This window comes from Rhodanobacter sp. OR87 (genome assembly GCF_000473345.1).
GTDB classification, from domain to species: Bacteria; Pseudomonadota; Gammaproteobacteria; order Xanthomonadales; family Rhodanobacteraceae; genus Rhodanobacter; species Rhodanobacter denitrificans.
Genome location: NZ_AXBJ01000002.1, coordinates 142,548 through 163,810 on the forward strand (window position 1 = coordinate 142,548; position 21,263 = coordinate 163,810).

Sequence of the window (21,263 nt, forward strand, 5' to 3'; positions counted from 1 at the left end):
TTGGGGAGCGAACAGGATACCATGCACCTCTCGAACCACAGGGAACCCCGCATGGCTGCGATGCGCTACACCGCCCGGCCCGGTCGACTCGGCGATCAGGACATCGTGGTGCTGACCGATGTCGACGGCGGTCGCTGCATCCGCGTCGCACGGCGCGGCGCGGCGCTGCTCAGCTTCGAGGCCGATGTCGATGGCGTCAGCCGCGACCTCGCCGGCGGCTATGCCGACGCCGCCGAAATCGCCGCCCGACCGGGCTCGCGCTTCGCGGTCATGGTGCCGTTCGCCGGGCGCGTCGCCGATGCGCGCTACACCTTCGACGGCCAGATGCAGGATCTCGCCCCGGGCGTCACCGGCGTCGATCGCGGCAGTCGGCATGGTTTCGTGCGTGACGCGGATTTCGAGCTGGCCGACCTGGAGGCGGATGACGATTCCGCCCGCGTCACGCTGCGCACCGATGCGATCCGCCCGCGGCCGGGCTATCCGCATGCGATCGACCTGTCGGTGACGTTCGTCCTCGACTACGCCGGCCTCAGCTTGGAGGCGTGCATGCGCAACGTCGGCGATCGCGCCGCGCCATGCTTTTTCGGCTGGCATCCGTATTTCCGCGTGGCCGACGGCGAGGTCGACGGCTGGGAACTGCAGATTCCCGCGCAGACCCTGATCCGCACCGGCGCCGACCTGATCGCGCTGGCCGGCGCGGAAGCCTACGTGGCACTGGACGATGCGCCGGCGCTGGATTTCCGCGAGCCGCGGCGGATCGGCGACAGCATCATCGACCAGGGCTACACCGACCTGGAGGCGGACCCCGACGGCCGTATCCGCACACGCCTGCGCGACCCGGCCAGCGGTTTCGGCATCGCGGTGTGGCAGGAACACGGCGTGATGCACGCGTTCACCGGCGACACGGTGAGCCGCGATCCGCGCCGCGCCGTCGCGCTGGAACCGATGGAATGCATGGCTGACGCGTTCAACCGGCCCGAGTGCGCCGCGGCGGTCCGGCTCGAACCCGGTGCCGAGCGACGCTTTCGTTGCGGCTTGGAGATCGATTCGTGATGAACCTGTTGCCCGGCTTCGATGACATCCTCGCCGCCGCCGCGCGCATCGCGCCGTACGCCAGCGTCACGCCGGTGCTGCGCAGTGCGGCGCTGGACACGCTGGCCGGTGCCGAACTGCATTTCAAGTGCGAGAACCTGCAGCGCGGCGGCGCGTTCAAGTTCCGGGGCGCCTGCAACGCGGTGTGGTCGCTCGACGACGGGCAGGCCGCGCATGGCGTGGTCACCCATTCCTCCGGCAACCATGGCAACGCGCTGGCGCTGGCCGCCGCCACCCGCGGCATCGCCGCGCACGTGGTGGTGCCGGAAGGCGCGGTGCGCGCCAAGCTCGCGGCGATCGAGCGCGCCGGCGCGATCCTGCATCGCTGCGCGCCGACCCAGGCCGCGCGCGAGGCGACCTGTGCCGAGGTGCAGCGCGCCACCGGCGCGGAGCTGGTGCATCCGTATGCCGACACCCGGGTGATGGCCGGGCAGGGCACGCTCGCGCTGGAACTGCTGCAGCAGGCGCCCGGACTGGATGCGCTGATCACCCCGGTCGGCGGCGGCGGCCTGGCCAGCGGCGTGGCGATCGCCGCGCACGGCATCGACCCGGCACTGGACCTGTTCGGTGCCGAGCCGCTCGGCGCCGACGATACGGCGCAATCGCTGGCGCGCGGCACGCGGGTCACCACGGTGGTGCCCGACACGATCTGCGACGGGCTGCGCGCGCTGGTCGGCGAGCGCAACCTCGACGCGTTGCGCACGCACCGCGTCGAGGTCATTACGGTCAGCGACACGGAAACCATCGCCGCGATGCAGCTGCTATGGTCGGAGCTGAAGCAGGTGGTGGAGGTGTCCAGCGCCACCGTGCTGGCGGCGATCCTCAAGCAGCCGCAACGCTTCGCCGGCAGGCGCGTCGGCGTGGTGCTCACCGGCGGCAACGTGGATCTGCAGGCCCTGCCCTGGTGAGTCTGCGGGCGGATCAGCCCGGCGCGGATTCCACCATAGCGCTGTCGCTCGCCGGCGCGTCGGCATCGGGGGCGACGGCTGACGCATGGCGCGCCAGGGCGTGCAGGTCCAGCTGGTCTACCGGGATCGGCGTGTAATCCGCGCCGAAGGCCACTTCGCCCGGTCGCCAGCCGGCAGGCTGGCGCACGGCGACCCAGAACCGTTTCAGCGCGGCCCAGTGCAGCCCGACCAGGCCGTAGTCGTTGTCGGCATCGACGATCGGGTCGCCCACGCCGGTCGGCCGCGGCGGCTCGCCGTACAGCGCCGTGCCGAACAGCACGTCCCACACCGAGAGCACCTGGCCGTAGTTGCAGTTGTGCAGCGTCGGCCGCTCGGGATCGACCAGCATGTGGTGCAGGCGGTGGAACTTCGGCGCGACGAACACGCGGTCGAACACGCGGCCGAAGCCCAGCCGCACGTTGGTGTGCGAGAAGTTCTGCACCAGTTCGCCGAGCAGCATCAGCCAGGCGAACTCGTCCGGGTCCACACCGATCGCCAGGCCCACCGTGGCCAGGATCATCGACTGGATGAAGCCGTCCACCAGACTGCCGCGGTCGTTGGTCCAGCAGCTCATCTGGCGTGTGCTGTGGTGCATGCTGTGCAGCGCCCACCACCACGGGATCGCGTGCTGGGTGCGGTGCATCCAGTAGTACGTGAAGTCGTAGATCACGTAGTAGACGGCGAACAGCATGTAGGGATGCCGGTTGAACCACGGCACCCAGTGGGTCAGCGCCAGCGCCGAACCGGTGCCGGGGTCGACTGCCTCGCCGCCGCCGCCGAGCAGGTGACTGAACGGCATCAGCACCAGGTAGGTGAACAGCGGGAAGATGCCCAGCAGCATCAGCAACGTGTAGTTGCGATCGACCCGGGTCAGCCGGCGGTCGCTCCAGCGCTCGGCCGGAAACCAGCTTTCCAGCGGACGGAAGATGAGGCCGATGATGCCGAGCTGCAGCGCGGCGATCAGCAGCGAGGCAGCGATGTCGTCGGGGTTGCCGCTCAAGCCGTCCAGGTGCAGCGCATCCAGCAGCGGCACCACGGCATGGCCGCTCAGCCAGCTGACCAGATGGGCCCACCACGACGGGAGATCGAACATCGGCGCCTCGGTCCATTCACCAGATGGGGGATTCTATCGCCGCTGCCGGCGGCGCAGGCTGAACCGGCTCAGCTGCGCTGGCGCGCGCCCACGCCACTGACCGCGAGCAGGCCCAGCAGCACGAACACGATGCCGACCAGCTCCATCGGCGAGGGCTGCTCGTGCAGGATCAGCCAGGCCAGCAGCACGCTGACGATCGGCACGCCGAGGCTGGACACGCTGGCCAGTGTGGTCGGCAGTCGCTGCAGCACGATCGACCACAGCCACCAGGCCAGGCTGGAGGCCAGCAGCACGCTGTAGGTCAGTCCACCGACGAAGACCCAGTTCCATTCGATCGGGCGCTCCGGTACCGCCAGCGCGATGCCGCCGAGCACGATGCCGCCCAGCAGCATCTGCCACGCGGTGAGGTTGAGCACCGGCGGCGCGTGGCGCTGGAACATGCGCTTGCTGAGCACGGTGCCGGCCGCCCAGGCGGCGCCGCCGGCGATCGCCAGCGTGGTGCTGAGCGTGCTGCCCATGGTGCGCCACGGTTCGATGATGCACAGCAGCCCGAGCGCGGCCAGCGCCAGCCCCAGCCAGTGCCGCGCGGTGGGGCGGTCGCCCAGCAGCAGCCACGCCAGCAGCACCGCCCAGAACGGCATGGTGTACGCGAGCAGGGCGACGTGGCCGGCGCCGCTATCGAGCAGCGCCCACTGCTCCAGCCCCTGGAACGCGGTGGTTTGGCACAGGCCGATCAGCAGCGTGGGCAGCAACGGCGGCGGGCGCAGCGACTGCCGCGACAGCAGCAGCGCGGCGAACAGCACGCCGGCGCCGAGCAGGTAGCGCAGCGCGGCGAAATGGAACGGCCCGGCGTACGCCAGCACCTGTTTCATCACGACCCAGCTGTAGGCCCAGATCAGGATGGTGACGAGCAGCGCGGACAACGCGCCGCGTGAGGGCGAAGGCGACATGGGAAGCCGGGGCAAGGTGGGGCGACAAGTCTAGCGGCGTGGGTTACGTTGTGCGGCACCCCGCGACCACCCACTCATCGACGATGGGCCAGCCATGACCGAGACCACCGAGCTCCCGCGTTGCCACTGGGCCGCCGGCAACGACCCGTTGATGCGCGACTACCACGACACCGAATGGGGCACGCCGCTGCACGACGACCGCGCCCTATTCGAGTTCCTGTGCCTGGAGGGCGCCCAGGCTGGCCTGTCGTGGCGCACCGTGCTGGCCAAGCGCGAGAACTACCGCAAGGCCTTCCATGATTTCGAGATAGCCCGCGTCGCCGCGATGAGCGATCGCGAACTGGAAAAGCGGCTGCTCGATCCGGGCATCATCCGCAACCGGCTGAAGGTCTTGTCCACCCGCGCCAACGCACTCGCCGCCATGGAGGCAATCGATGAATTCGGCAGTCTGGACGTCTATCTGTGGTCGTTCGTCGACGGCACGCCGCTGCGCAACCGCTGGCGCCGCCCGGCCGAGGTGCCGGCCAGCACCGCGCTGTCCGACCGCATGAGCAAGGCGCTGAAGAAGCGCGGCTTCCGCTTCGTCGGCAGCACCATCTGCTACTCGCTGCTGCAGGCCACCGGCATGATCGACGATCACCTGGTCGGCTGTTTCCGGCACGGCGGGTCGCGCTAGGCAGGCATCGAAAGAAGTTTCGTCCGGCGCCGGACACGGCGGCGTGATGCCGGAAATGCCTAGCCGTTCACACAATCGCGACAAAGATGGACGGCGGTTGTCCAGTGCGTGAAACGCATGCTGAACAAACGCGGCGACGTCGCTTGTGTGCTGCGCGCGTGCGGCGCAAAGATGCGCGCAGAGACGTCGGTGGCATGCGAATCGAACCGTGGCCATGAGGCGGGATTCGGATACAGGGGCGTAAGGGAACACACCACGTCGTCTCGTCGGCATTTCGCCATCGTTGCATCCTCAGGAGCCATCCCATGAAATACCGCCCTCTGCAATCCACGCTGATCTGTGCCGCGGTGCTTGGCGCGTTGTCGCTCGCACCGGCGATGGCGCAGACCACCACGCCCACCGATACGTCCACCTCCACCAGCACCACCAGCCACGAGTCGACCCGGCTGAGCACCGAGTTCGCCGGGTTCGCCGGTTCGGATGCCAACGCGCAGGCGCTGGTCAGCGGGCTTCGCGACGGCAGTGCGGTCACTCTCGACGACGTGACCAAGAACGCCGACGGCACCACGACCACGACGAGCACCACGTTCACGCCGGCCACCGGCCAGATGGGCTACGGCAACGTGAAGATCGCACTGTCGCTGGCCGAGGCCAGCCTGGCCAAGGCGGGCATCACCGATCCGACCGCTGCCGAGATGCAGGCCGCGCTCAACGGCGGCACCCTGGTGCTTGCCGACGGTACCAGCATCAAGCTCGACGGCATCCTCGCCGCGCGCGCCGCCGGTGAAGGCTGGGGCCAGATCGCCAAGGCGGACGGTTTCAAGCTGGGCGACGTGATGCGTTCGCCGAAGGCGGCCGGCGGCGGCGCCGCGGACGGGCACGCGCATGCTCACGTGGAAGAAGTCGAACTGGCCAAGGTGCACGGCGTCGATCGTCCGGGCAAGCCCGAGCATGTGGCAAAAGCCGATCGCCCGGCTCGCCTGGATCGCCCCGATCGTCCGAGCCGGCCGGAGCGCCCCGAACATCCCGATCATGCCGGTCGCCCGGGCGGCTGAGCCCGCCTTTCCCCGCATGCAGTCATCCCCATGCAGGCCCGGTGCGATGCCGGGCCTGCTGCCATCCTCTTTCAACCAAGGAAACCCCATTCATGCGCAACTCCCATCACTGGATGATCGTCGGCGGACTACTGCTGATCGGTGCGCCGGCGGCACATGCCGCCACGTCCGACAGCGGCCGGTTCAGCCTTTCGGCAGGCGCCGACTACAGCAGCGGCAAGTACGGCACCGACACCACCACCGACATCTGGTCGGTGCCGGTGACGGCGGCGTACCAGACCGACCGCTGGACGTTCAAGCTCGTCGTGCCGTACATCAACATCAGCGGTGCCGGCAACGTGATCCCCGGCGTGGGCAAGGTGAAGAACGGTAATCCGAAGGGGCGCGGCCGCGGCAACGGCGGCGGCACGACCACCACCTCCAGCGGTTCGGCCTCGGGCCTGGGCGATATCACCGCGTCGGCTGGCTATGAGCTGTTCGGCAGCGCCGATCGCACGTTCGGGCTGGACCTCACCGGCAAGGTGAAATTCGGCACCGCCGACGAGAACAAGGGCCTGGGCACCGGCAAGAACGATTACGGCCTCTCGCTGGATACCTACAAGGTCAGCGGCGACTGGACCGCGTTCGGCGGCGTGGGCTGGATGAAATACGGCAGCTCGCAGTACATCAAGCTGAAGAACGGCTTCAACGCGAACATCGGTGCCGACTACAAGCTCGGCCCCAGCGACAACATCGGCGCCTACTACTACTACCGCGAGCGGATCGCCGATACCGGTGCCGCGCAGAGCGAAATCGCCGGCTACTGGAACCACAAGTTCAACGAGAGTCTGCGCGTGCAGGCCTACGCGCTCGCCGGCTTCGCTGACGGCAGTCCGGATTACGGCGTGGGCGCGTCGCTGAAGTACAGCTTCTGACCGAACCGGCGCCGTGTGCGAGCACACGGCGCCGCCATGTCGGCGTGCGTCATTTGCGTCGCGAGCCGCGCAGCGTGTCGATCGAGAAGGTGGCGATCTCGCCGCCGGGGACGCGGCGCGGCTGGCCCACGGGCGGGCCCCAGGCATGCGCGCTGACCACTTCCCAACTGGCCGGGATGCGCCCGTCCGTGCGCATCGCCTCGTACGCGGCCAGCATGCGCCGATAGCGCCCCTTGCCGGTGAGGCCGCGTGCACGTGCGCGGTCGGCATTGGTGGCACCCAGGCCCCGCAGTTCCTCCAGCAGCTTGCGCGGCTCGCTGTAGGTCAGCGTGTAGCGGAACACGTCCAGCACCGGGTCGCGCAGGCCGGCGTTGAGCATCGCGTCGCCGACGTCATGCATGTCGAGGAAGCGGCCCACGTGCGGCTGCTGGTCGGCCTCGGCCCAGGCCGCGCGCAGTTCCATCAGGGTATCCGGGCCGAAGCTGGAGAACGCCATGAAGCCGCCGGGCTTGAGCACGCGCATGCACTCGCCGAACAGTGCCGGCAGGTCGTCGACCCACTGGAAGCAGAGGTTGGAATACAGCACGTCCACGCTGTGGTCGGCCAGCGGCAGGCGGGTGGCTTCGGCGCACACGCGGCGGAACGGCTTGCGCCAGCTGCTGTGCTGCTTCGCGGCGCGCAGCATCGGCAGCGCCAGGTCGACCGCGATCACCTCGGCCTTGGGGTATTTCTGCTTCAGCAGCGCGCTGCCGCGGCCGGTGCCGGCGCCGACGTCGACCACGCGCAGCGGCATTTCCAGGTAGAAGCCCAGCCGTTCGAGCAGGGCATCGCCGACTTCGCGCTGTAGCGCGTCGTGCTTTTCGTAGGTGCTGGCGGCGCGGCCGAAGTGGCGGCGCACCTGGGTGGGATCGAGTTGGAAGTCGCTCATCGCGCCTGCTCAAGGGAAAGGGGGGCCAGCAGCGGCTGCAGCGCCTGTGCCACCGCATCGGCGTGGCCGAAGAACGGCGCGTGGCCGGCCTGCGGAATCTCGGTGTACTGGCCGCCGCACTGGCTGGCCGACCAGGCCATCGCCTGCGGTGGCACCAGCCGGTCGCGGCGGCCGCTGATCCAGGCACTGCGTACGGCGAGGTCGGGCAGGGCAGCGCGGCGGTCGCTGCTTTCCAGGATGCGGATGCCTTCCTGCAGCACGCGCAGGTCGGGTTCGCCGTGCGTGAACACCAGCTCGCGCAGATGGCGCAGTTCGCCGCGCGGGTCGGCGCTGCCCATCGCCTCCAGCGCCAGGAAGCGCTCGATGGTGGCGTGGTAATCGGTTTCCAGGTCGCTGGCCAGCTGGTGCACCAGCTGGGCATCGCTGCCGTGCGGCCAGCCGGCGTCGCGCACGAATTTCGGCGTGGCGCACAGCATGGCCAGCCCGCGCACCTGCCGCGGCAGCTCCAGCGCGGCGGTCAGCGCGATGGTGCCGCCCAGCGACCAGCCCAGCCAGAGCGCCGGTGGCGTGAGCTTGGCGATCGCCGCGGCGCAGGCATGCGGTTCCAGCGGCAGGCCGCAGTCGCGCGAGCGGCCGTGGCCGGGCAGGTCGACCACGTACATCGTGCACTGGTCTTCCAGCGCCTCGACCAGCGGCGCCAGTACGCCGCCGTGCATCGCCCAGCCATGCAGCAGCACCAGCGGGACGGGGCCGTGGCCGCGCCGGTCGACGTACAGGCTCATGCCCCGCTCCAATGAGGCAACGCGCTTCTTGCGTTCGCCTGCTCTCCCCCTCGGGGAGAGGATTGAGGTGAGGGGCCGGGGCTTGCCAACGCGTGGTTCAGAGCACGCTCTGATGCCGGTTTCTCGGCAGCGTTTTCTCTCACCCCAGCCCTCTCCCCGGAAGGGAGAGGGAGTTCGCCTGTCGGGAGCAGATTGGGCCCCACGGCGCCACGCCCGTCGAACACGAAGCAGTCGCCCTGCCAGTGCGCGCCGCCGGTCTGTTCGAGATACTTCAGGATGCCGCCGTCGAGCTGGTAGACGTGCGCCATGCCGAGCTCCTGCATGTGCAGCGCGGCCTTCTCGCAGCGGATGCCGCCGGTGCAGTACGAGACCACCGTCTTACCCTTGTAGCGCGCGCAGTCGGCAGCGATCGCGGTGGGGAAGGCGGTGAAGCTGGCGAGGCGGTAGTCGATCGCCTGCGCGAACTTGCCGGCGGCGGTCTCGTAGTCGTTGCGGGTATCCAGCAGCAGCACCTCGCGACCGTCGTCGTCGCGGCCCTGGTCCAGCCAGCGCTGCAGGGTGGGCGCGTCCACCGCCGGTGCGCGGCCGCCTTCGGGGCGGATCGCGGGTTGGCGCATGGTGATGATCTCGCGCTTCAGGCGCACGCGCAGGCGGCCGAACGGCACCGCATCGGACAACGACTCCCTCGGTGCGACATCGGCGAAGCGCGGGTCGTCGTGCAGCGTGGCCAGGAAGCCGTCGATCTGCGCGCGGCGGCCGGCGAGGAACAGGTTGATGCCCTCCGGCGCGAGCAGGATCGTGCCCTTCAATGCCAGCGCTTCGCAGCGCGCGAGCAGCCGCTCGCGCAGCGCGGGCAGGTCGTCCAGGCTGGTGAACTTGTAGGCGGAGATGTTGACGATCGACATGCGGGGGAATCGGCGGAGCAGGCGGCGATTATACGTGGTCGCCGCCGGGCACCCGGAGCGCGGCCGGAAGATGCAGTGTTTCCAGTGCGCCCAGCAGCCGGTCGACGTGGATTTCCTCATGCGCCGCCGACAGCGTGATGCGCAGCCGCGCCTGGCCGGCGGGCACCGTCGGCGGACGGATCGCGGTTACCAGCAGGCCTTGCCGTTCGAGTGCCTGCGCCGCCCCCAGCGCGGCGTCGGCGCTGCCCAGCAGCAACGGCTGGATCGCGCTGGGCGAGGCCGCCAGCGGCAGGCCGAGCTCGGCCGCGCCGCGGCGAAAACGCCCGATCAGCACGCTGAGTTTGTCGCGCCGCCAGGTTTCGCTCTGCGCCAGCCGCACCGCTTCCAGCGCGGCGGCGGCCAGCGCCGGCGGCATCGCGGTGGTGTAGATGTAGGGGCGCGCGAACTGCACCAGCCCGTCGATCAGCGCGGCCGGTCCGGCCACGAACGCGCCGCTGCAGCCGAGCGCCTTGCCCAGCGTGGCCATCAGCAGCGGCACCTCGTGCTGGCCCAGCTTTGCCGCGCTGAGGCTGCCGGCGCCGTCGTCGCCGAGCACGCCGAGGCCGTGCGCGTCGTCGACCATCAAGGTGGCGCGCTCGAGTGCGCACAGCTGCGCCAGCGCGCGCAGCGGCGCGACGTCGCCGTCCATGCTGAACACGCCGTCGGTGGCCAGCAACGCCGCCGCGCCGGGGTTCGCCGCCAGCTGGCGCGCGGCGGCGGCCACGTCGGCGTGCGGATAGCGCTTCAGTTCGGCGCCGCTGAGCTTCGCGCCATCGAGCAGGCAGGCGTGGTTGAGCTTGTCCTGCACGCACACGTCGCCGCGCGCCAGCAGCGCCTGCAGCACGCCGAGGTTGGCCAGGTAGCCGGTGGAGAACAGCAGCGCGCGCTCGCGCCCGGTCCAGGCGGCCAGCGCTTCCTCCAGTTCCGCGTGCGCGCTGCGATGGCCGCAGATCAGGTGCGCCGAGGTACTGCCGACGCCTTCCTCACGCGCCGCGCGGGTGAGCGCGGCGACCAGCTGCGGGTGCTGCGCCAGGCCGAGGTAGTCGTTGCTGCAGAATGCCAGCAGGCGCTGGCTGCCGGTTTCCAGCCACGGGCCGTCGGCGTGGTCGATGGTGCGCAGCCGGCGGCGCAGTTCGGCGCGCTCGCGTTCGGCCGTCTGGACGGCCAGTCGTTCGAGCAGATCAGGCCGCGGCACTGCAGCCGCAGCCTTGTCCGCAGCCGGCCGCGTCGCTTTCAGGAAGGCCGGCGCGCACGCCAGCCGCCTCCATGGCCACTTCCATCGGATGCAGGTCGAGCCGCCGGAACAGCGCGCGGTCCGCTTCCACGTCCGGGTTGCCGGTGGTCAGCAATTTCTCGCCGTAGAAGATCGAGCCGGCGCCGGCGAAGAAGCACAGCGCCTGCACCGCGTCGTCCATCTGCTGGCGGCCGGCGGACAGGCGCACGATCGACAGTGGCATCAGGATCCGCGCCACCGCGATCGCGCGCACGAATTCGAATGGATCGAGCGGCTCGGCATCGCCCAGCGGCGTACCGGGCACCGGTACCAGCTGGTTGATCGGCACCGAGTGCGGGTGCTCGGGCAGGTTGGCCAGCGCCTGCAGCAGGCCGGCGCGCTGCTCGCGCGTCTCGCCCATGCCGACGATGCCGCCGCAGCAGGTCTTCAGGCCGGCGTCGCGCACCTGCTCCAGGGTTTCCAGGCGATCGCGGTAGTCGCGGGTGTGGATGATCTCGCCGTAGAACTCCGGCGCGGTATCGATGTTGTGGTTGTAGTAGTCGAGGCCGGCGTCCTTCAATGCCTGCGCGTGGCCGTCGCCGAGCAGGCCCAGGGTGGCGCAGGTTTCCAGGCCCAGTTCCTTCACCGCACGCACGATCGCGGCGACCTTGGGGATGTCGCGGTCTTTCGGCCCGCGCCAGGCCGCCCCCATGCAGAAGCGGCTGGCGCCGGCGGCCTTGGCGGCGCGGGCGCGTGCCAGCACGTCGTCGACCTCCATCAGCTTCTGCGCGGCCACGCCGGTGTCGTAGCGCGCCGCCTGCGGGCAGTAGGCGCAATCCTCGGGGCAGCCGCCGGTCTTGATCGACAGCAGGGTCGACACCTGCACCGCGTTCGGGTCGTGATGCTGGCGATGCACGCCGTGTGCGCGGTGCAGCAGTTCGTTGAACGGCAGCGCGAACAGCGCGGCGACTTCCGTGCGCGTCCAGTCGTGGCGGATGGCGGCTTCGGGCATGGCGGGCTCCGTGGCAGAGGCCGCGAGTTTGGGTGGGCCGATCGCTGTCGTCAACTTGTTTGCAGGGCGGTTCGGTTGACGAAGTGAACTTGGCGCCCGCGCCGGAAACGGAAAGGCGGCCCGCAGGCCGCCCTTCCTCGACGCATCCGCACCGGCTTATTTGCCGCGTGCGGCCTTCACCTGGTCGGCGGTGATCAGCTTGCCCTGGTTGCCCCACGAACTGCGCTCGTGGTTGGCGATGTTGGCGATGTCCGCGTCGTTCAGCGCGGCGGCGAACGGCGGCATCGCGGTGGGGTAGCTGGTGCCGTTGATCACCAGGCCCTGCAGGCCCTTCAGGATCACCTCGATGTGCTTGGCCGGGTCGGCGTCCTGCACCGCCACGTTGTCCTTCAGCGGCGGGAAGGCGCCGGGCAGGCCCAGGCCGGTGGCCTGGTGGCAGGCCGCGCAGTTGGCGGCGTACAGCGAGGCGCCGCGGGCCGGGTCGAACGTGTACGGACCGCTGGCGGCCGGCGGCGGCGTGGCGGGCGCGGCGGCGACCGGCGCCTTGCTCACCGGCGGCTTGGCGGCGGCCTCGTCGGGCGAGCCCACCAGCAGCACGCCCTGCGCACCCAGCTGCATGTGCGCCATGGCGTGGTCGACGAACGGATAGTGGCCGGCCTCGTCCAGCTTCAGGTCGAATACCGCGCCCTCGCCCGGGCCCACGCTCCAGGTGGAGACGCCGTCGATCGCCTGCGCTGGGTTGCCGCCCGGATAGACCTTGTCGAAGATCGCGCCGATCACGTGGAACGAACTCCACAGGCTGGGGCCGGCGTTGACCACGTACAGGCGCACCAGGTCGCCGGGCTTGGCGGTGAGCGGATGGTCGCGGTACTGGAACGCGGCACCGTTGAACACCACCTCGTCGGGGCGCATCTGCTGCATCTTCTCGTAGTTGCCGGCCATCAGCTTGCCCGACACCTGCTGGGTGTACCACTCGCCCTGCACCAGCACGTAGCTCTCGGCGGCCGGCGGCAGCGGCGTGGCCGGGTCGACGATGATCGCACCGTACATGCCGTTGCCGATGTGCAGCAGCACCGGCGGCGTGCCGCAGTGGTACAGGAACGCACCGGGCACCTTGGCCACGAACGAGAAGGCGATCGACTCGCCCGGCATGATGTCCACGTAGTGCAGGCTGGGCGGGGTGATCGCACTGTGGAAGTCGATCGAGTGCTGCATGGTGCCGTGGTTGGTGAGCTTCACGTTCACCGTTTGTCCCTGGCGCACGTGGATCACCGGGCCGGGCACGCTCTTGCCGAAGGTCCAGGCCTGGTACTGCACACCGCTGGCGATTTCCACGCTCTGGTCGGAGACGGCGATGTCCACTGCCACGCTGCCGCCTTCCTGCAGCGGCGGCAGGCGTGCGTCGCGGGCCTTGCCGATGGGTTGGCTGGAGGCCAGCGACAGCGGCGTCACCGCGGCCGCCGCGGCCTGCGGGCTGGCCGATTTCACGTTCAACGCGCTGTGCAGGCCGGCCAGCAGCAGCGCCACCAGGATCAGCACGCCGGCCAGCGCCGGCCCCTGTACGCGCCACGGCAGCGGGTGCACCTCGGTCAGCGGCAGCGTGTCGTTCCAGTCGGCCAGCCGGCGCCAGCTCGGCCAGCGGCGCTCGATCAGGTAGTCCAGGCTGTACGGGCTGGGGCCCGAGCGCAGGTTGATCACGATCAGCGCCGCGAAGATCAGCACGTAGCTGATCGCCGCGCCGATGTTGTTGGCGCCCACCGAGTACGGGCCGCCGAAGCCTTCCGCCGTGCTCCAGATCAACAGGCTGAACAGGATGCCCACCACGTAGGTGATCTTGCGCGCGAAGCCCAGCAGCAACGCCAGCGCCAGCAGGGTCTCGGCGATGCGCGTGGCCCATACGAAAAAGCCCACGTGCGGCGTCACCAGGCCGATCCACAGCTCGAACCACCACGCCGACCAGGCCGGCTGGCCGGTGGCGGCGTTGTGCAGGTAGCCCACGTAGTGGTTGGCGAAATCGGCGGTCCAGGTCAGCGCGGCGCTCACGGCCCAGATCAGGCCGAACGCCACGCGCAGCGCGGTGCCGGCTACCGCCGGCCAGGTGGAAGGAGCGGGCTTGCCGCTGTCGGGCACGGACATGGGAACCTCTCTGAGTGGATGAAGTGGCGGGCGGAATCGGACGTCGCGGCGCGACGACGCCCGAGTGTACGTCGCCACGGTGGCACCGGGCGATACTCGCGGGCGACTTGCCGCTACCATCCCGAGCGACGAACGGGGAGGACGCATGGATCGGCCAAGTCGGCTGCAACCCTGGCACGCGCTGCAGCGATGGCTGCTGCCGCGGCGCTGCCTGCTGTGCGGCGCGCCCGGCGCCGACGAGATGGATCTGTGCGCCGACTGCGCCGCCGAGCTGCCGCGCAACCGCAGCTGCTGCGCGCGTTGCGCGCTGCCGCTGGCCGCGCCGGCAGCGCTGTGCGGCGAGTGCCAGCGCCACCGGCCGCCGTGGGACGCGGCGTGGGCGCCGTTCCGCTACGGCTGGCCGCTGGACCGGCTGGAGTCGCGCTACAAGTTTTCCGCCGACCTCGCCGCCGGGCGCGTGCTGTCGCAACTGTGGCAGCGCGAGCCGTGCCCGCTGCGGCTGCCGCAGCTGCTGCTGGCCGTGCCGCTGCATCGCAGCCGCCTGCGCCGGCGTGGCTACAACCAGGCGCTGGAGCTGGCCCGCTCGCTGGCGCGCGCATCCGGCGTGCCGCTGCGGCACGATGCGCTGCTGCGCCGGCGTTCCACCGCGGCGCAGACCGAACTCGACGCGCTCGCCCGCCGCCGCAACGTGCATGGCGCGTTCGCCCTGCGCGAAGGCGTGGCACTGCCCGCGCACGTGGCGATCCTCGACGACGTGATGACCACCGGCGCCACCCTCGCCGAATGCGCCCGCGTGCTGCGCCGCGCCGGCGTGCAACGGGTGGACGTGTGGGCGCTGGCGCGGGCGCCGTCGCCGCGGGCGCCTTGACTTCAAGTTTAGGCACAAGTACCTTTTTCAAAAAAGGTAGTGCGTGAGATGGATGCAGGCAAGTCCGGCGCGTTGCGCAAGGGGCTGTTGGAGTTCGTGGTGCTGGCCGTCGTTTCGTCGGGAAGGGCCTATGCCGCCGACATCCTGCAGCGCCTGGGCGGTACCGAGTTCGCCACCAGCGAGGGCACCCTGTATCCGCTCCTGAGCCGGATGCGGCGCGAACGCTTGCTGGATTACGAGTGGCAGGAATCCGCAAGCGGCCCGCCGCGGAAGTATTACCGGCTCACGCCGAACGGCCGCAGGCAACTGGCCGCGTTCCGGACGTACTGGAAGTCCTTGACGCGCCTCATCGACGAACTGGGTACACCACCATGCAAACCATGATCCATGTCGGCCTGAGCGGTCACGCAACGGCGTTCCAACTGGACGAGGATGGCTACGGATCCTTGCGCCGCTACTTCGAGCGCGCGCGTGCGGGGCTGGCGCGCGATCCCGATCGCGAGGAAATACTTCGCGACCTCGAGCAGTCGATCGGCGAAAAACTCGCGGTGTTGCCGCATGCCGGCGGGCGGGTCATCGCCGGCCACGAAGTCGATTCGGTGCTGGGGCAAGTCGGCACGGTCGATCCCGGCAGCGACAACGGCCATGTCCGCCGCCCGCCGCCGATGCGGCCCTGGCGGTTTTGCCGCATCGAGCAAGGCAAGTGGATCGGCGGCGTTTGCACCGGACTGGCGGCACGTTCGGGCGTCCGCGTCGACTGGGTGCGGACCATCTTCATCCTGGCGACGGTTTTCACCGGCGGCATGATGGCGCTGGTCTACCTCGCCCTGGTGCTCGCACTGCCGGTACTCCAGACGCGCGACGATTACGAGGACATGTGCCGTTTGTCGCCGTAGGCGATGCGAGACCGGACAGGGTGGCGCGGCCAGGGCGGATCAGGCCAGTGACGAGGACTCGCCTTGTGCTCGCGGCGTGTCGGCAGTGATGAAATGAGGAGGTTTGCCATGTCGGTAGCAAGGCGGATTCGCGGATCGGCACGCGTGGCGTCGCTGGTTTTTTTCCTGCTTGCGCCGACCCTGGCGCTGGCCGCGTCGCCTGCGCCAACCGAGATAGCGCAGGCGAAAGCCGTCTTCGCGGATGCGCAAAGCGTCTCCGCCAGCGACGACGGCCGCCTGTGGGGCATCCCGCTCTACGGCCGGATGCTGCTGGTGATCCCCGCGACGCGGGCCGTCATCGCCAACCAGCCGGATCCGCGGCACCTGCTGCGGTCTGCGGACGGGGTCTATGTCGGCACGCTGCCCGAGGACATGGTCCTTTCGGACGCGCCCACGGAATGGGAGGGCGTGCGCTGGACGCAGCTGAGGTTGCCGGCCCTGCCCGAGGATGCACTGACGCGCTCGATTACTCTGGCGCACGAGATGTTCCACCGCATCCAGCCGCAGCTCCATCTCGCGGCGAACGCCACGGCGAACCCGCAACTCGACGCCGAGCAGGGGCGATTGTGGCTGCGGCTGGAGTGGCGCGCGCTCGCCGCCGCCCTGATCGAATCGGGCGATGCGCAGACGCAGGCGATCCGCGACGCCCTGGCCTTCCGCGACCGGCGCCACACGCTGTTCCCCGGCGCGGCGGCAACGGAAGCCGCCATGGAGATCACGGAGGGCACCGCCCAATACACCGGCATCGTGGTGGCGGAGCCGGATGCCGCGGCGGCGCGCTGGCACACGGCGGCCGATCTCCTCCATCCCGATGTCGAGAGTTCCTTCTCGCGCATTTCCGCCTTCATGTCGGGACCGGCCTACGGCCTGTTGCTGGACGAGCGCATGCCGGGATGGCGCAAGACGCTCGACGAGCGTTCCGACCTTGGCGCGATGCTGGCATCGACGCTACACGGCAACGCGGAAGCGTCGGCCGAGTCGCGTGCCGCGACCTATGGTGCCAGCGGGCTACGCGTGGTGCTGGCGGATCGCGCCGCCCGCGAGAAAGCCATGCAGGCGCATTACCGCGCCGCCCTGGTCGACGGGCCGACGCTTGCGCTGACTGCGCTGGGGCGCTTCAGTTTCAATCCCAGCACCGCGGTGGCGCTGGGCGCGGACGGCATCGTCTACCGCACGTTCCACGCCATCGCGCGGTGGGGCACCCTGGATGTGCAAGCGGGCGGCGTGCTGGTGGCAGCGGATTTCAGCCGCGCCGCGCTGCCCGTCCCGATGACGATCAAGGGCCCGCGTCTCGCAGGCAAGGGCTGGACCATCGCGCTGGCGCCGGGCTGGTCCGCCGCGCCGGCGACGAAGCCCGGAAGCTACGTGCTGGTGCAGCACCCGCGTTGAACTACCGGGTGCCGGCTCGGCGCTTGCTCAGTGCACCGCCAGCGCCAGCACGATGCCGATCCACAGCGCCAGCCCCAGCCAGTTGTTGTGGCGGAACGCGGCCAGGCAGGCGTCGCGGGCGCGCGCGCGGATCAGCCACAGCTGCCAGCCGAACAGGCCGGCGGCGACCAGCAGCGCCAGCCAGTACGGCCAGCCCAGCGCGGCGCGCCGGCCGACGAACAGCATCGCCAGCAGGAAGGTGCCCATCAGCATGCCGAGGATCGGCAGGTCGGCGTCGCCGAACAGGATCGCGGTGGATTTCGCGCCGACCTTGCGGTCGTCGTCGCGGTCGACCATGGCGTACTCGGTGTCGTAGATCACCGCCCACAGGATGTTGCCGATGAACAGCAGCCAGCCCAGCGGCGGCACCGTGTGCGTCACCGCGGCGAACGCCATCGGGATCGACCAGCCGAATGCGGCGCCCAGCACCACCTGCGGCAGGTAGGTCCAGCGCTTGGTGAACGGGTAGATCGCCGCCAGCGCGGCGCCGGCGAACGCCAGCCGGATGGTCAGCGCGTTGGTGAACAGCACCAGCACGAAGGAGAACGCCAGCAGCGTGGCGAATACCACCAGCGCCTCGCGTGGCGCCACCCGCCCGCTGGCGATCGGCCGCCCGGCGGTGCGCTCCACCAGCGGATCGAGCTGGCGGTCGGCGTAGTCGTTGATCGCGCAGCCGGCCGCGCGCATCGCGAACACGCCGAGGGTGAAGATCAGCAGTGGCTGCCACGGCGGGAAATCGCCGGCTGCCAGCCACAGCGCCCACCAGGTTGGCCACAGCAGCAGCAGCGCGCCGATCGGGCGATCCATCCGGGTCAGCACCAGGTAGTCGCGCGCCTTCGCGCGATGGCGCGCCGGCAGCCGGCACAGCAGCCAGTCCAGCACCCGCGTGGCACGGGTCGAGCTGTCCGCCGGCTGCATCGCCCGGGCGGCGGGGTTCGCGGTGCCGGGCCGTGGCCGGGCGGCGGAGGAAGGCGCGGCGCGGTGCCGCTGGCGTTGGCGGGATGAGGGAACCATGCGGCAAAGTCTAGCGCGCCGTGCCTCGGCGAACCGCGCGGTAGTTCTAAAGTCCGCCCTGCCGCGGCCGATAAGGCTGACGAGCGCTACCGTTCGGGGTAACGCCAAGCATGCGCCGCACGACGCCGGACGCCGTCGGTGCCTGGAGCGTCGATGGCCGGATACGAAGCCAGCGAAGAGGACCTTGCGCTGTCGCCCGACGCGCTGCCGCCCGATGACGCCATCGCCGGCGCGCCCGCGCCAGCGGCGGAATCGGCGGTGGCCGATTCCTTCGTGCACTCGCGCCTGCTCGATTCGGTGGCCTCGTTCACCCACCACCGCGACATCGCCGCGCTCGACCACAGCCTGGTGCTGTCGTTGGCCGAACTGACCGCAGCGCGGCGGGTGGTGCTGGCCAAGCGGGCGCTCGACGGCGCCTACGTGGAGGCCATCATGTGTTGCACGCCGGACGCGCAGGGCGTCTATCGCCTGCAGGCGGACGACCCGGACGCTATCGATCCGGCGCTGAAGCTGCTGCACCGCTGCATGCACCGGCTGGACGTGCAGACGGAAACGGTGCAGGGCCTGCATCGACTGGTCGTGCCGATCCTGTGCGACGGCCGCGCGATCGGCGCGCTGCAGCTGGACAGCGACCTGCCGCCGGCTGCCAGCCGGTCGCTCACCGAGGGCTTTGCGCGCATCTACGCCAACTACACCGTGCTGCTGCACGAAAGCGAACACGACAAGCTGACCGGCCTGTACAACCGGCGCAGCCTCGAACGCCAGTTGCAGCGGCTGTTGCACCAGCACGAGCAGACGCTGCGCGTGCTGCCGCCGGCACGCGCAGTGCCCGGCGAGCCCGCCGCGGAGCCGCCGCAAGTGTGGCTGGCGATCCTCGACATCGACCACTTCAAGCGCATCAACGACACCTACGGGCACATCTACGGCGACGAGGTGATCCTGCTGCTGGCGCAGCAGATGCGTGCCTGCTTCCGCCGCAGCGACGTGCTGTTCCGCTTCGGCGGCGAGGAGTTCGTGATCCTGTTCGGCGCGGCCAGCGAGGGCATCGTGCACGCCGTGCTGGAGCGTTTCCGCCAGCGCATCGCCGAGCACGTGTTCCCGCAGGTGGGCAGTGTCACCGTCAGCATCGGCTACGCCGGCGTCGGTCGCCACGATTACCCGGCCAGCGCGCTGGATCGCGCCGACAAGGCGCTGTACTACGCCAAGCAGCACGGCCGCAACGGCACCTGCGGCTACGAGAGCCTGAGCGCGCGCGGCCTGCTCGGGCGGGAGATGGCGGCCGGCAGCATCGACCTGTTCTGAGCGGCCGCGGGCGCACGGCGCCGGCGATGCGCGCTCAGCTGCGCAGCAGCCGTCGGTAGGCCGGGTGTGCGCTCTCGTCCACATGCGGATAGCCAAGCGCGGCCAGGAACTGCCGCAGCAGCGGCAGCTCGGCCGCCGGCACCTGCAGGCCAACCAGGATGCGGCCGTGGTCGGCGCCGTGGTTGCGGTAGTGGAACAGGCTGACGTTCCAGTCCGGGTGCAGCCGCCCGAGGAAGTCGGTGAGCGCGCCGGGACGCTCGGGGAACTCGAAGCGGTACAGCCGCTCGTCCCGTGCCAGCGGCGAACGGCCGCCGATCATGTGGCGCAGGTGCAGCTTGGCCAGCTCGTCGTCGGTGAGGTCGAGCACGTCGAATGCCTGCGCGCGGAACGCCGAGGCCAGTGCCTCGCGCTCCTCGCGGCTGGCGATCCGCACGCCCACGAAGATGTGCGCGGAACGGGCGTCGCCGATGCGGTAGTTGAACTCGGTGATGGCGTGCCGGCCCAGCGCGGCGCAGAAGCGGCGGAAGCTGCCGCGCTCCTCCGGGATGGTCACCGCGAACACCGCCTCGCGCTGCTCGCCCAGCTCGGCACGCTCGGCGACGAAGCGCAGGCGGTCGAAATTCATGTTCGCGCCGGAGACGATCGCCACCAGCGCGCCCGCGCCGCCGCCGTGCGCGGCGGCGTATTGCTTCAGCCCGGCCAGCGCCAGCGCGCCAGCGGGTTCGGGCACGCTGCGGGTGTCCTGGTAGATGTCACGGATCGCCGCGCAGACCGCGTCGGCATCCACCCGCAGCATCGCGTCCACATGCTGCCGGCACAGCGCGAAGGTCAGCGCGCCGACCTGCTTCACCGCGGTGCCGTCGGCGAACAGGCCGACCTCGTCCAACACGACACGCTCGCCGGCGTCGAGCGAGCGCGCCATCGCGTCCGAGTCCGCCGCCTGCACGCCGATCACCCGTACCGCGGGCCGCAGCGCCTTGATGCACGCGGCCACGCCGGCGGCGAGGCCGCCGCCGCCGACCGGCACGAACACCGCCTCCAGCGGGCCCGGGTGCTGGAGCAGGATCTCCAGCGCCACCGTGCCCTGGCCGGCGATCACCGCCGGGTCGTCGAACGGGTGCACGAACACTGCGCCGCGTTCGGCCTGCAGCTGCGCGGCCGCCGCCTGTGCGTCGCTGTAGGAATCGCCGGCCAGCACGACGTCCACCATCGCCCCGCCGAAGCGGCGCACCGCGTCCACCTTCAGCTGCGGTGCGGTCACCGGCATCACGATGGTGGCGCGGATGCCCAGCTTCGCCGCGGCCAGCGCCACGCCCTGCGCGTGGTTGCCGGCGGAAGCGGCGACCACGCCGCGCGCGCGCTGCGCCGCGTCCAGCTGCACCATGCGGTTGTACGCGCCGCGCAGCTTGAACGAGAACACGCTTTGCTGGTCCTCGCGCTTCAGCAGCACCGGCCGGCCCAGCCGCTCGCCGAGCAGCGGCGCCGGTTCCAGCGCGGAGACCTGCGCCACCTCGTAGACGCGCGCGGCACGGATCTGCGCCAGCAGGTCGGCGTGATCGTCGTCGACGAGCGGGGCGACGGCGTTCATGCCGCGAGCGCGGCAGCCGGATGCGCCACCTGCAGCACGTCGACCAGCTTGCGCGTCTGCTGCAGGATCTGGCCGAGCGCCGCGTCGTCGCATTGCAGGCTCAGCGTGAGCCGCGAGACGGCGGGATCGTGCGTGGCCGCCACGGTCAGCGTGTCGATGTTGTAGCCGCGCGCGGCGAACAGCCCGGCCACGCGCACCAGCGCGCCGGCTTCGTTCTGTAACAGGATGGACAAGGTGTGGTTCATGACGGGACTCCGTGGGTGAGTCCCCCTCCCTTCGGGAGAGGGTGCCGACAGGCGGGTGAGGGTACGGGCGAAGCGAGGCGCTGACGCCCGCCCGTACCCTCACCGGCCCTTGGGGGCCACCTCCTCCCGGACGGAGAAGGG

General features: G+C 70.4%; 21 protein-coding genes. 10 read left to right on the top strand and 11 right to left on the bottom strand.

Annotated features, from left to right (window positions below; all coding sequences use genetic code 11):
- Positions 1 to 51: 51 nt before the first annotated feature.
- Complete coding sequence (locus RHOOR87_RS0102395) at positions 52 to 1,053, top strand: aldose 1-epimerase (RefSeq protein ID WP_015449000.1); 1,002 nt, start codon at positions 52 to 54, stop codon at positions 1,051 to 1,053.
- The gene (locus RHOOR87_RS0102400; protein ID WP_015448999.1) at positions 1,053 to 2,000 is read left to right on the top strand and encodes a pyridoxal-phosphate dependent enzyme; all 948 of its coding nucleotides are present in this window, start codon (positions 1,053 to 1,055) and stop codon (positions 1,998 to 2,000) included. Before RHOOR87_RS0102395 ends, RHOOR87_RS0102400 begins: the two co-directional genes overlap by 1 nt.
- Before the next feature lie 13 nt (positions 2,001 to 2,013).
- On the opposite strand, the gene RHOOR87_RS0102405 is transcribed toward RHOOR87_RS0102400, so the two are convergent.
- Positions 2,014 to 3,132, bottom strand: a complete 1,119-nt coding sequence (locus RHOOR87_RS0102405) for a sterol desaturase family protein (RefSeq protein ID WP_015448998.1) — start codon at positions 3,130 to 3,132, stop codon at positions 2,014 to 2,016.
- 68 nt (positions 3,133 to 3,200) lie between these two features.
- The gene (locus RHOOR87_RS0102410) at positions 3,201 to 4,082 is read right to left on the bottom strand and encodes a DMT family transporter (protein ID WP_015448997.1); all 882 of its coding nucleotides are present in this window, start codon (positions 4,080 to 4,082) and stop codon (positions 3,201 to 3,203) included.
- 94 nt (positions 4,083 to 4,176) lie between these two features.
- Between RHOOR87_RS0102410 and RHOOR87_RS0102415 the strand changes: the two genes are divergently transcribed.
- From RHOOR87_RS0102415 to RHOOR87_RS0102425, 3 genes are all read left to right on the top strand, one after another.
- Complete coding sequence (locus RHOOR87_RS0102415; RefSeq protein WP_007513560.1) at positions 4,177 to 4,758, top strand: DNA-3-methyladenine glycosylase I; 582 nt, start codon at positions 4,177 to 4,179, stop codon at positions 4,756 to 4,758.
- A 305-nt stretch (positions 4,759 to 5,063) separates the two neighbouring features.
- Positions 5,064 to 5,813, top strand: a complete 750-nt coding sequence (locus RHOOR87_RS0102420; protein WP_007513562.1) for a hypothetical protein — start codon at positions 5,064 to 5,066, stop codon at positions 5,811 to 5,813.
- A 92-nt stretch (positions 5,814 to 5,905) separates the two neighbouring features.
- Positions 5,906 to 6,727, top strand: a complete 822-nt coding sequence (locus RHOOR87_RS0102425) for a transporter (RefSeq protein WP_027484114.1) — start codon at positions 5,906 to 5,908, stop codon at positions 6,725 to 6,727.
- Positions 6,728 to 6,776: 49 nt separating this feature from the next.
- Here the strand turns inward: RHOOR87_RS0102425 and bioC are convergent, their stop codons facing one another.
- The 6 genes from bioC to RHOOR87_RS0102455 all read right to left on the bottom strand — a co-directional run bounded on the left by bioC (position 6,777) and on the right by RHOOR87_RS0102455 (position 13,742).
- Entirely contained in the window at positions 6,777 to 7,655 is an 879-nt protein-coding gene (gene bioC / locus RHOOR87_RS0102430; RefSeq protein ID WP_027484115.1) for a malonyl-ACP O-methyltransferase BioC, read from the bottom strand.
- Positions 7,652 to 8,437: a pimeloyl-ACP methyl ester esterase BioH gene (gene bioH, locus RHOOR87_RS0102435; RefSeq protein WP_027484116.1), complete on the bottom strand. Its 786-nt coding sequence runs from the start codon at positions 8,435 to 8,437 to the stop codon at positions 7,652 to 7,654. Before bioH ends, bioC begins: the two co-directional genes overlap by 4 nt.
- Entirely contained in the window at positions 8,434 to 9,342 is a 909-nt protein-coding gene (locus tag RHOOR87_RS0102440) for a sulfurtransferase (RefSeq protein ID WP_027484117.1), read from the bottom strand. Before RHOOR87_RS0102440 ends, bioH begins: the two co-directional genes overlap by 4 nt.
- Positions 9,343 to 9,370: 28 nt before the next feature.
- The gene (bioF, locus tag RHOOR87_RS0102445; protein WP_027484118.1) at positions 9,371 to 10,576 is read right to left on the bottom strand and encodes an 8-amino-7-oxononanoate synthase; all 1,206 of its coding nucleotides are present in this window, start codon (positions 10,574 to 10,576) and stop codon (positions 9,371 to 9,373) included.
- Positions 10,563 to 11,606, bottom strand: a complete 1,044-nt coding sequence (gene bioB, locus RHOOR87_RS0102450) for a biotin synthase BioB (RefSeq protein ID WP_007513574.1) — start codon at positions 11,604 to 11,606, stop codon at positions 10,563 to 10,565. The genes bioF and bioB overlap by 14 nt, the downstream gene beginning before the upstream one ends.
- Positions 11,607 to 11,762: 156 nt before the next feature.
- Positions 11,763 to 13,742 (bottom strand): multicopper oxidase domain-containing protein, encoded by a 1,980-nt coding sequence (locus RHOOR87_RS0102455; protein ID WP_027484119.1) that lies wholly within the window; start codon positions 13,740 to 13,742, stop codon positions 11,763 to 11,765.
- A 145-nt stretch (positions 13,743 to 13,887) separates the two neighbouring features.
- Here RHOOR87_RS0102455 and RHOOR87_RS0102460 point away from each other — a divergent pair, with 145 nt between their 5' ends.
- The 4 genes from RHOOR87_RS0102460 (at position 13,888) to RHOOR87_RS0102475 (ending at position 16,934) form a co-directional block, all read left to right on the top strand.
- Positions 13,888 to 14,610, top strand: coding sequence for a ComF family protein (locus RHOOR87_RS0102460; RefSeq protein WP_015448988.1), 723 nt, complete (start codon positions 13,888 to 13,890; stop codon positions 14,608 to 14,610).
- Between the two features lie 48 nt (positions 14,611 to 14,658).
- Positions 14,659 to 14,994 carry a PadR family transcriptional regulator gene (locus tag RHOOR87_RS0102465; protein WP_027484120.1) on the top strand — a complete coding sequence of 112 codons (336 nt, stop codon included), beginning with the start codon at positions 14,659 to 14,661 and terminating at the stop codon, positions 14,992 to 14,994.
- Positions 14,991 to 15,506 carry a PspC domain-containing protein gene (locus RHOOR87_RS0102470; RefSeq protein WP_231381701.1) on the top strand — a complete coding sequence of 172 codons (516 nt, stop codon included), beginning with the start codon at positions 14,991 to 14,993 and terminating at the stop codon, positions 15,504 to 15,506. The genes RHOOR87_RS0102465 and RHOOR87_RS0102470 overlap by 4 nt, the downstream gene beginning before the upstream one ends.
- A gap of 144 nt (positions 15,507 to 15,650) precedes the next feature.
- Positions 15,651 to 16,934 (top strand): hypothetical protein, encoded by a 1,284-nt coding sequence (locus RHOOR87_RS0102475; protein ID WP_231381702.1) that lies wholly within the window; start codon positions 15,651 to 15,653, stop codon positions 16,932 to 16,934.
- Positions 16,935 to 16,961: 27 nt separating this feature from the next.
- Here RHOOR87_RS0102475 and ubiA read toward each other — a convergent pair whose 3' ends face one another.
- Positions 16,962 to 17,891, bottom strand: a complete 930-nt coding sequence (gene ubiA / locus RHOOR87_RS0102480; protein WP_027484123.1) for a 4-hydroxybenzoate octaprenyltransferase — start codon at positions 17,889 to 17,891, stop codon at positions 16,962 to 16,964.
- Between the two features lie 249 nt (positions 17,892 to 18,140).
- On the opposite strand from ubiA, the gene RHOOR87_RS0102485 reads away from it, so the two are divergent.
- Positions 18,141 to 19,289, top strand: coding sequence for a GGDEF domain-containing protein (locus RHOOR87_RS0102485; protein ID WP_027484124.1), 1,149 nt, complete (start codon positions 18,141 to 18,143; stop codon positions 19,287 to 19,289).
- Positions 19,290 to 19,323: 34 nt separating this feature from the next.
- Here the strand turns inward: RHOOR87_RS0102485 and ilvA are convergent, their stop codons facing one another.
- Positions 19,324 to 20,877: a threonine ammonia-lyase, biosynthetic gene (gene ilvA, locus RHOOR87_RS0102490; RefSeq protein WP_027484125.1), complete on the bottom strand. Its 1,554-nt coding sequence runs from the start codon at positions 20,875 to 20,877 to the stop codon at positions 19,324 to 19,326.
- Positions 20,874 to 21,122, bottom strand: a complete 249-nt coding sequence (ilvN, locus tag RHOOR87_RS0102495; protein ID WP_007513591.1) for an acetolactate synthase small subunit — start codon at positions 21,120 to 21,122, stop codon at positions 20,874 to 20,876. Before ilvN ends, ilvA begins: the two co-directional genes overlap by 4 nt.
- Between the last annotated feature and the right edge of the window lie 141 nt (positions 21,123 to 21,263).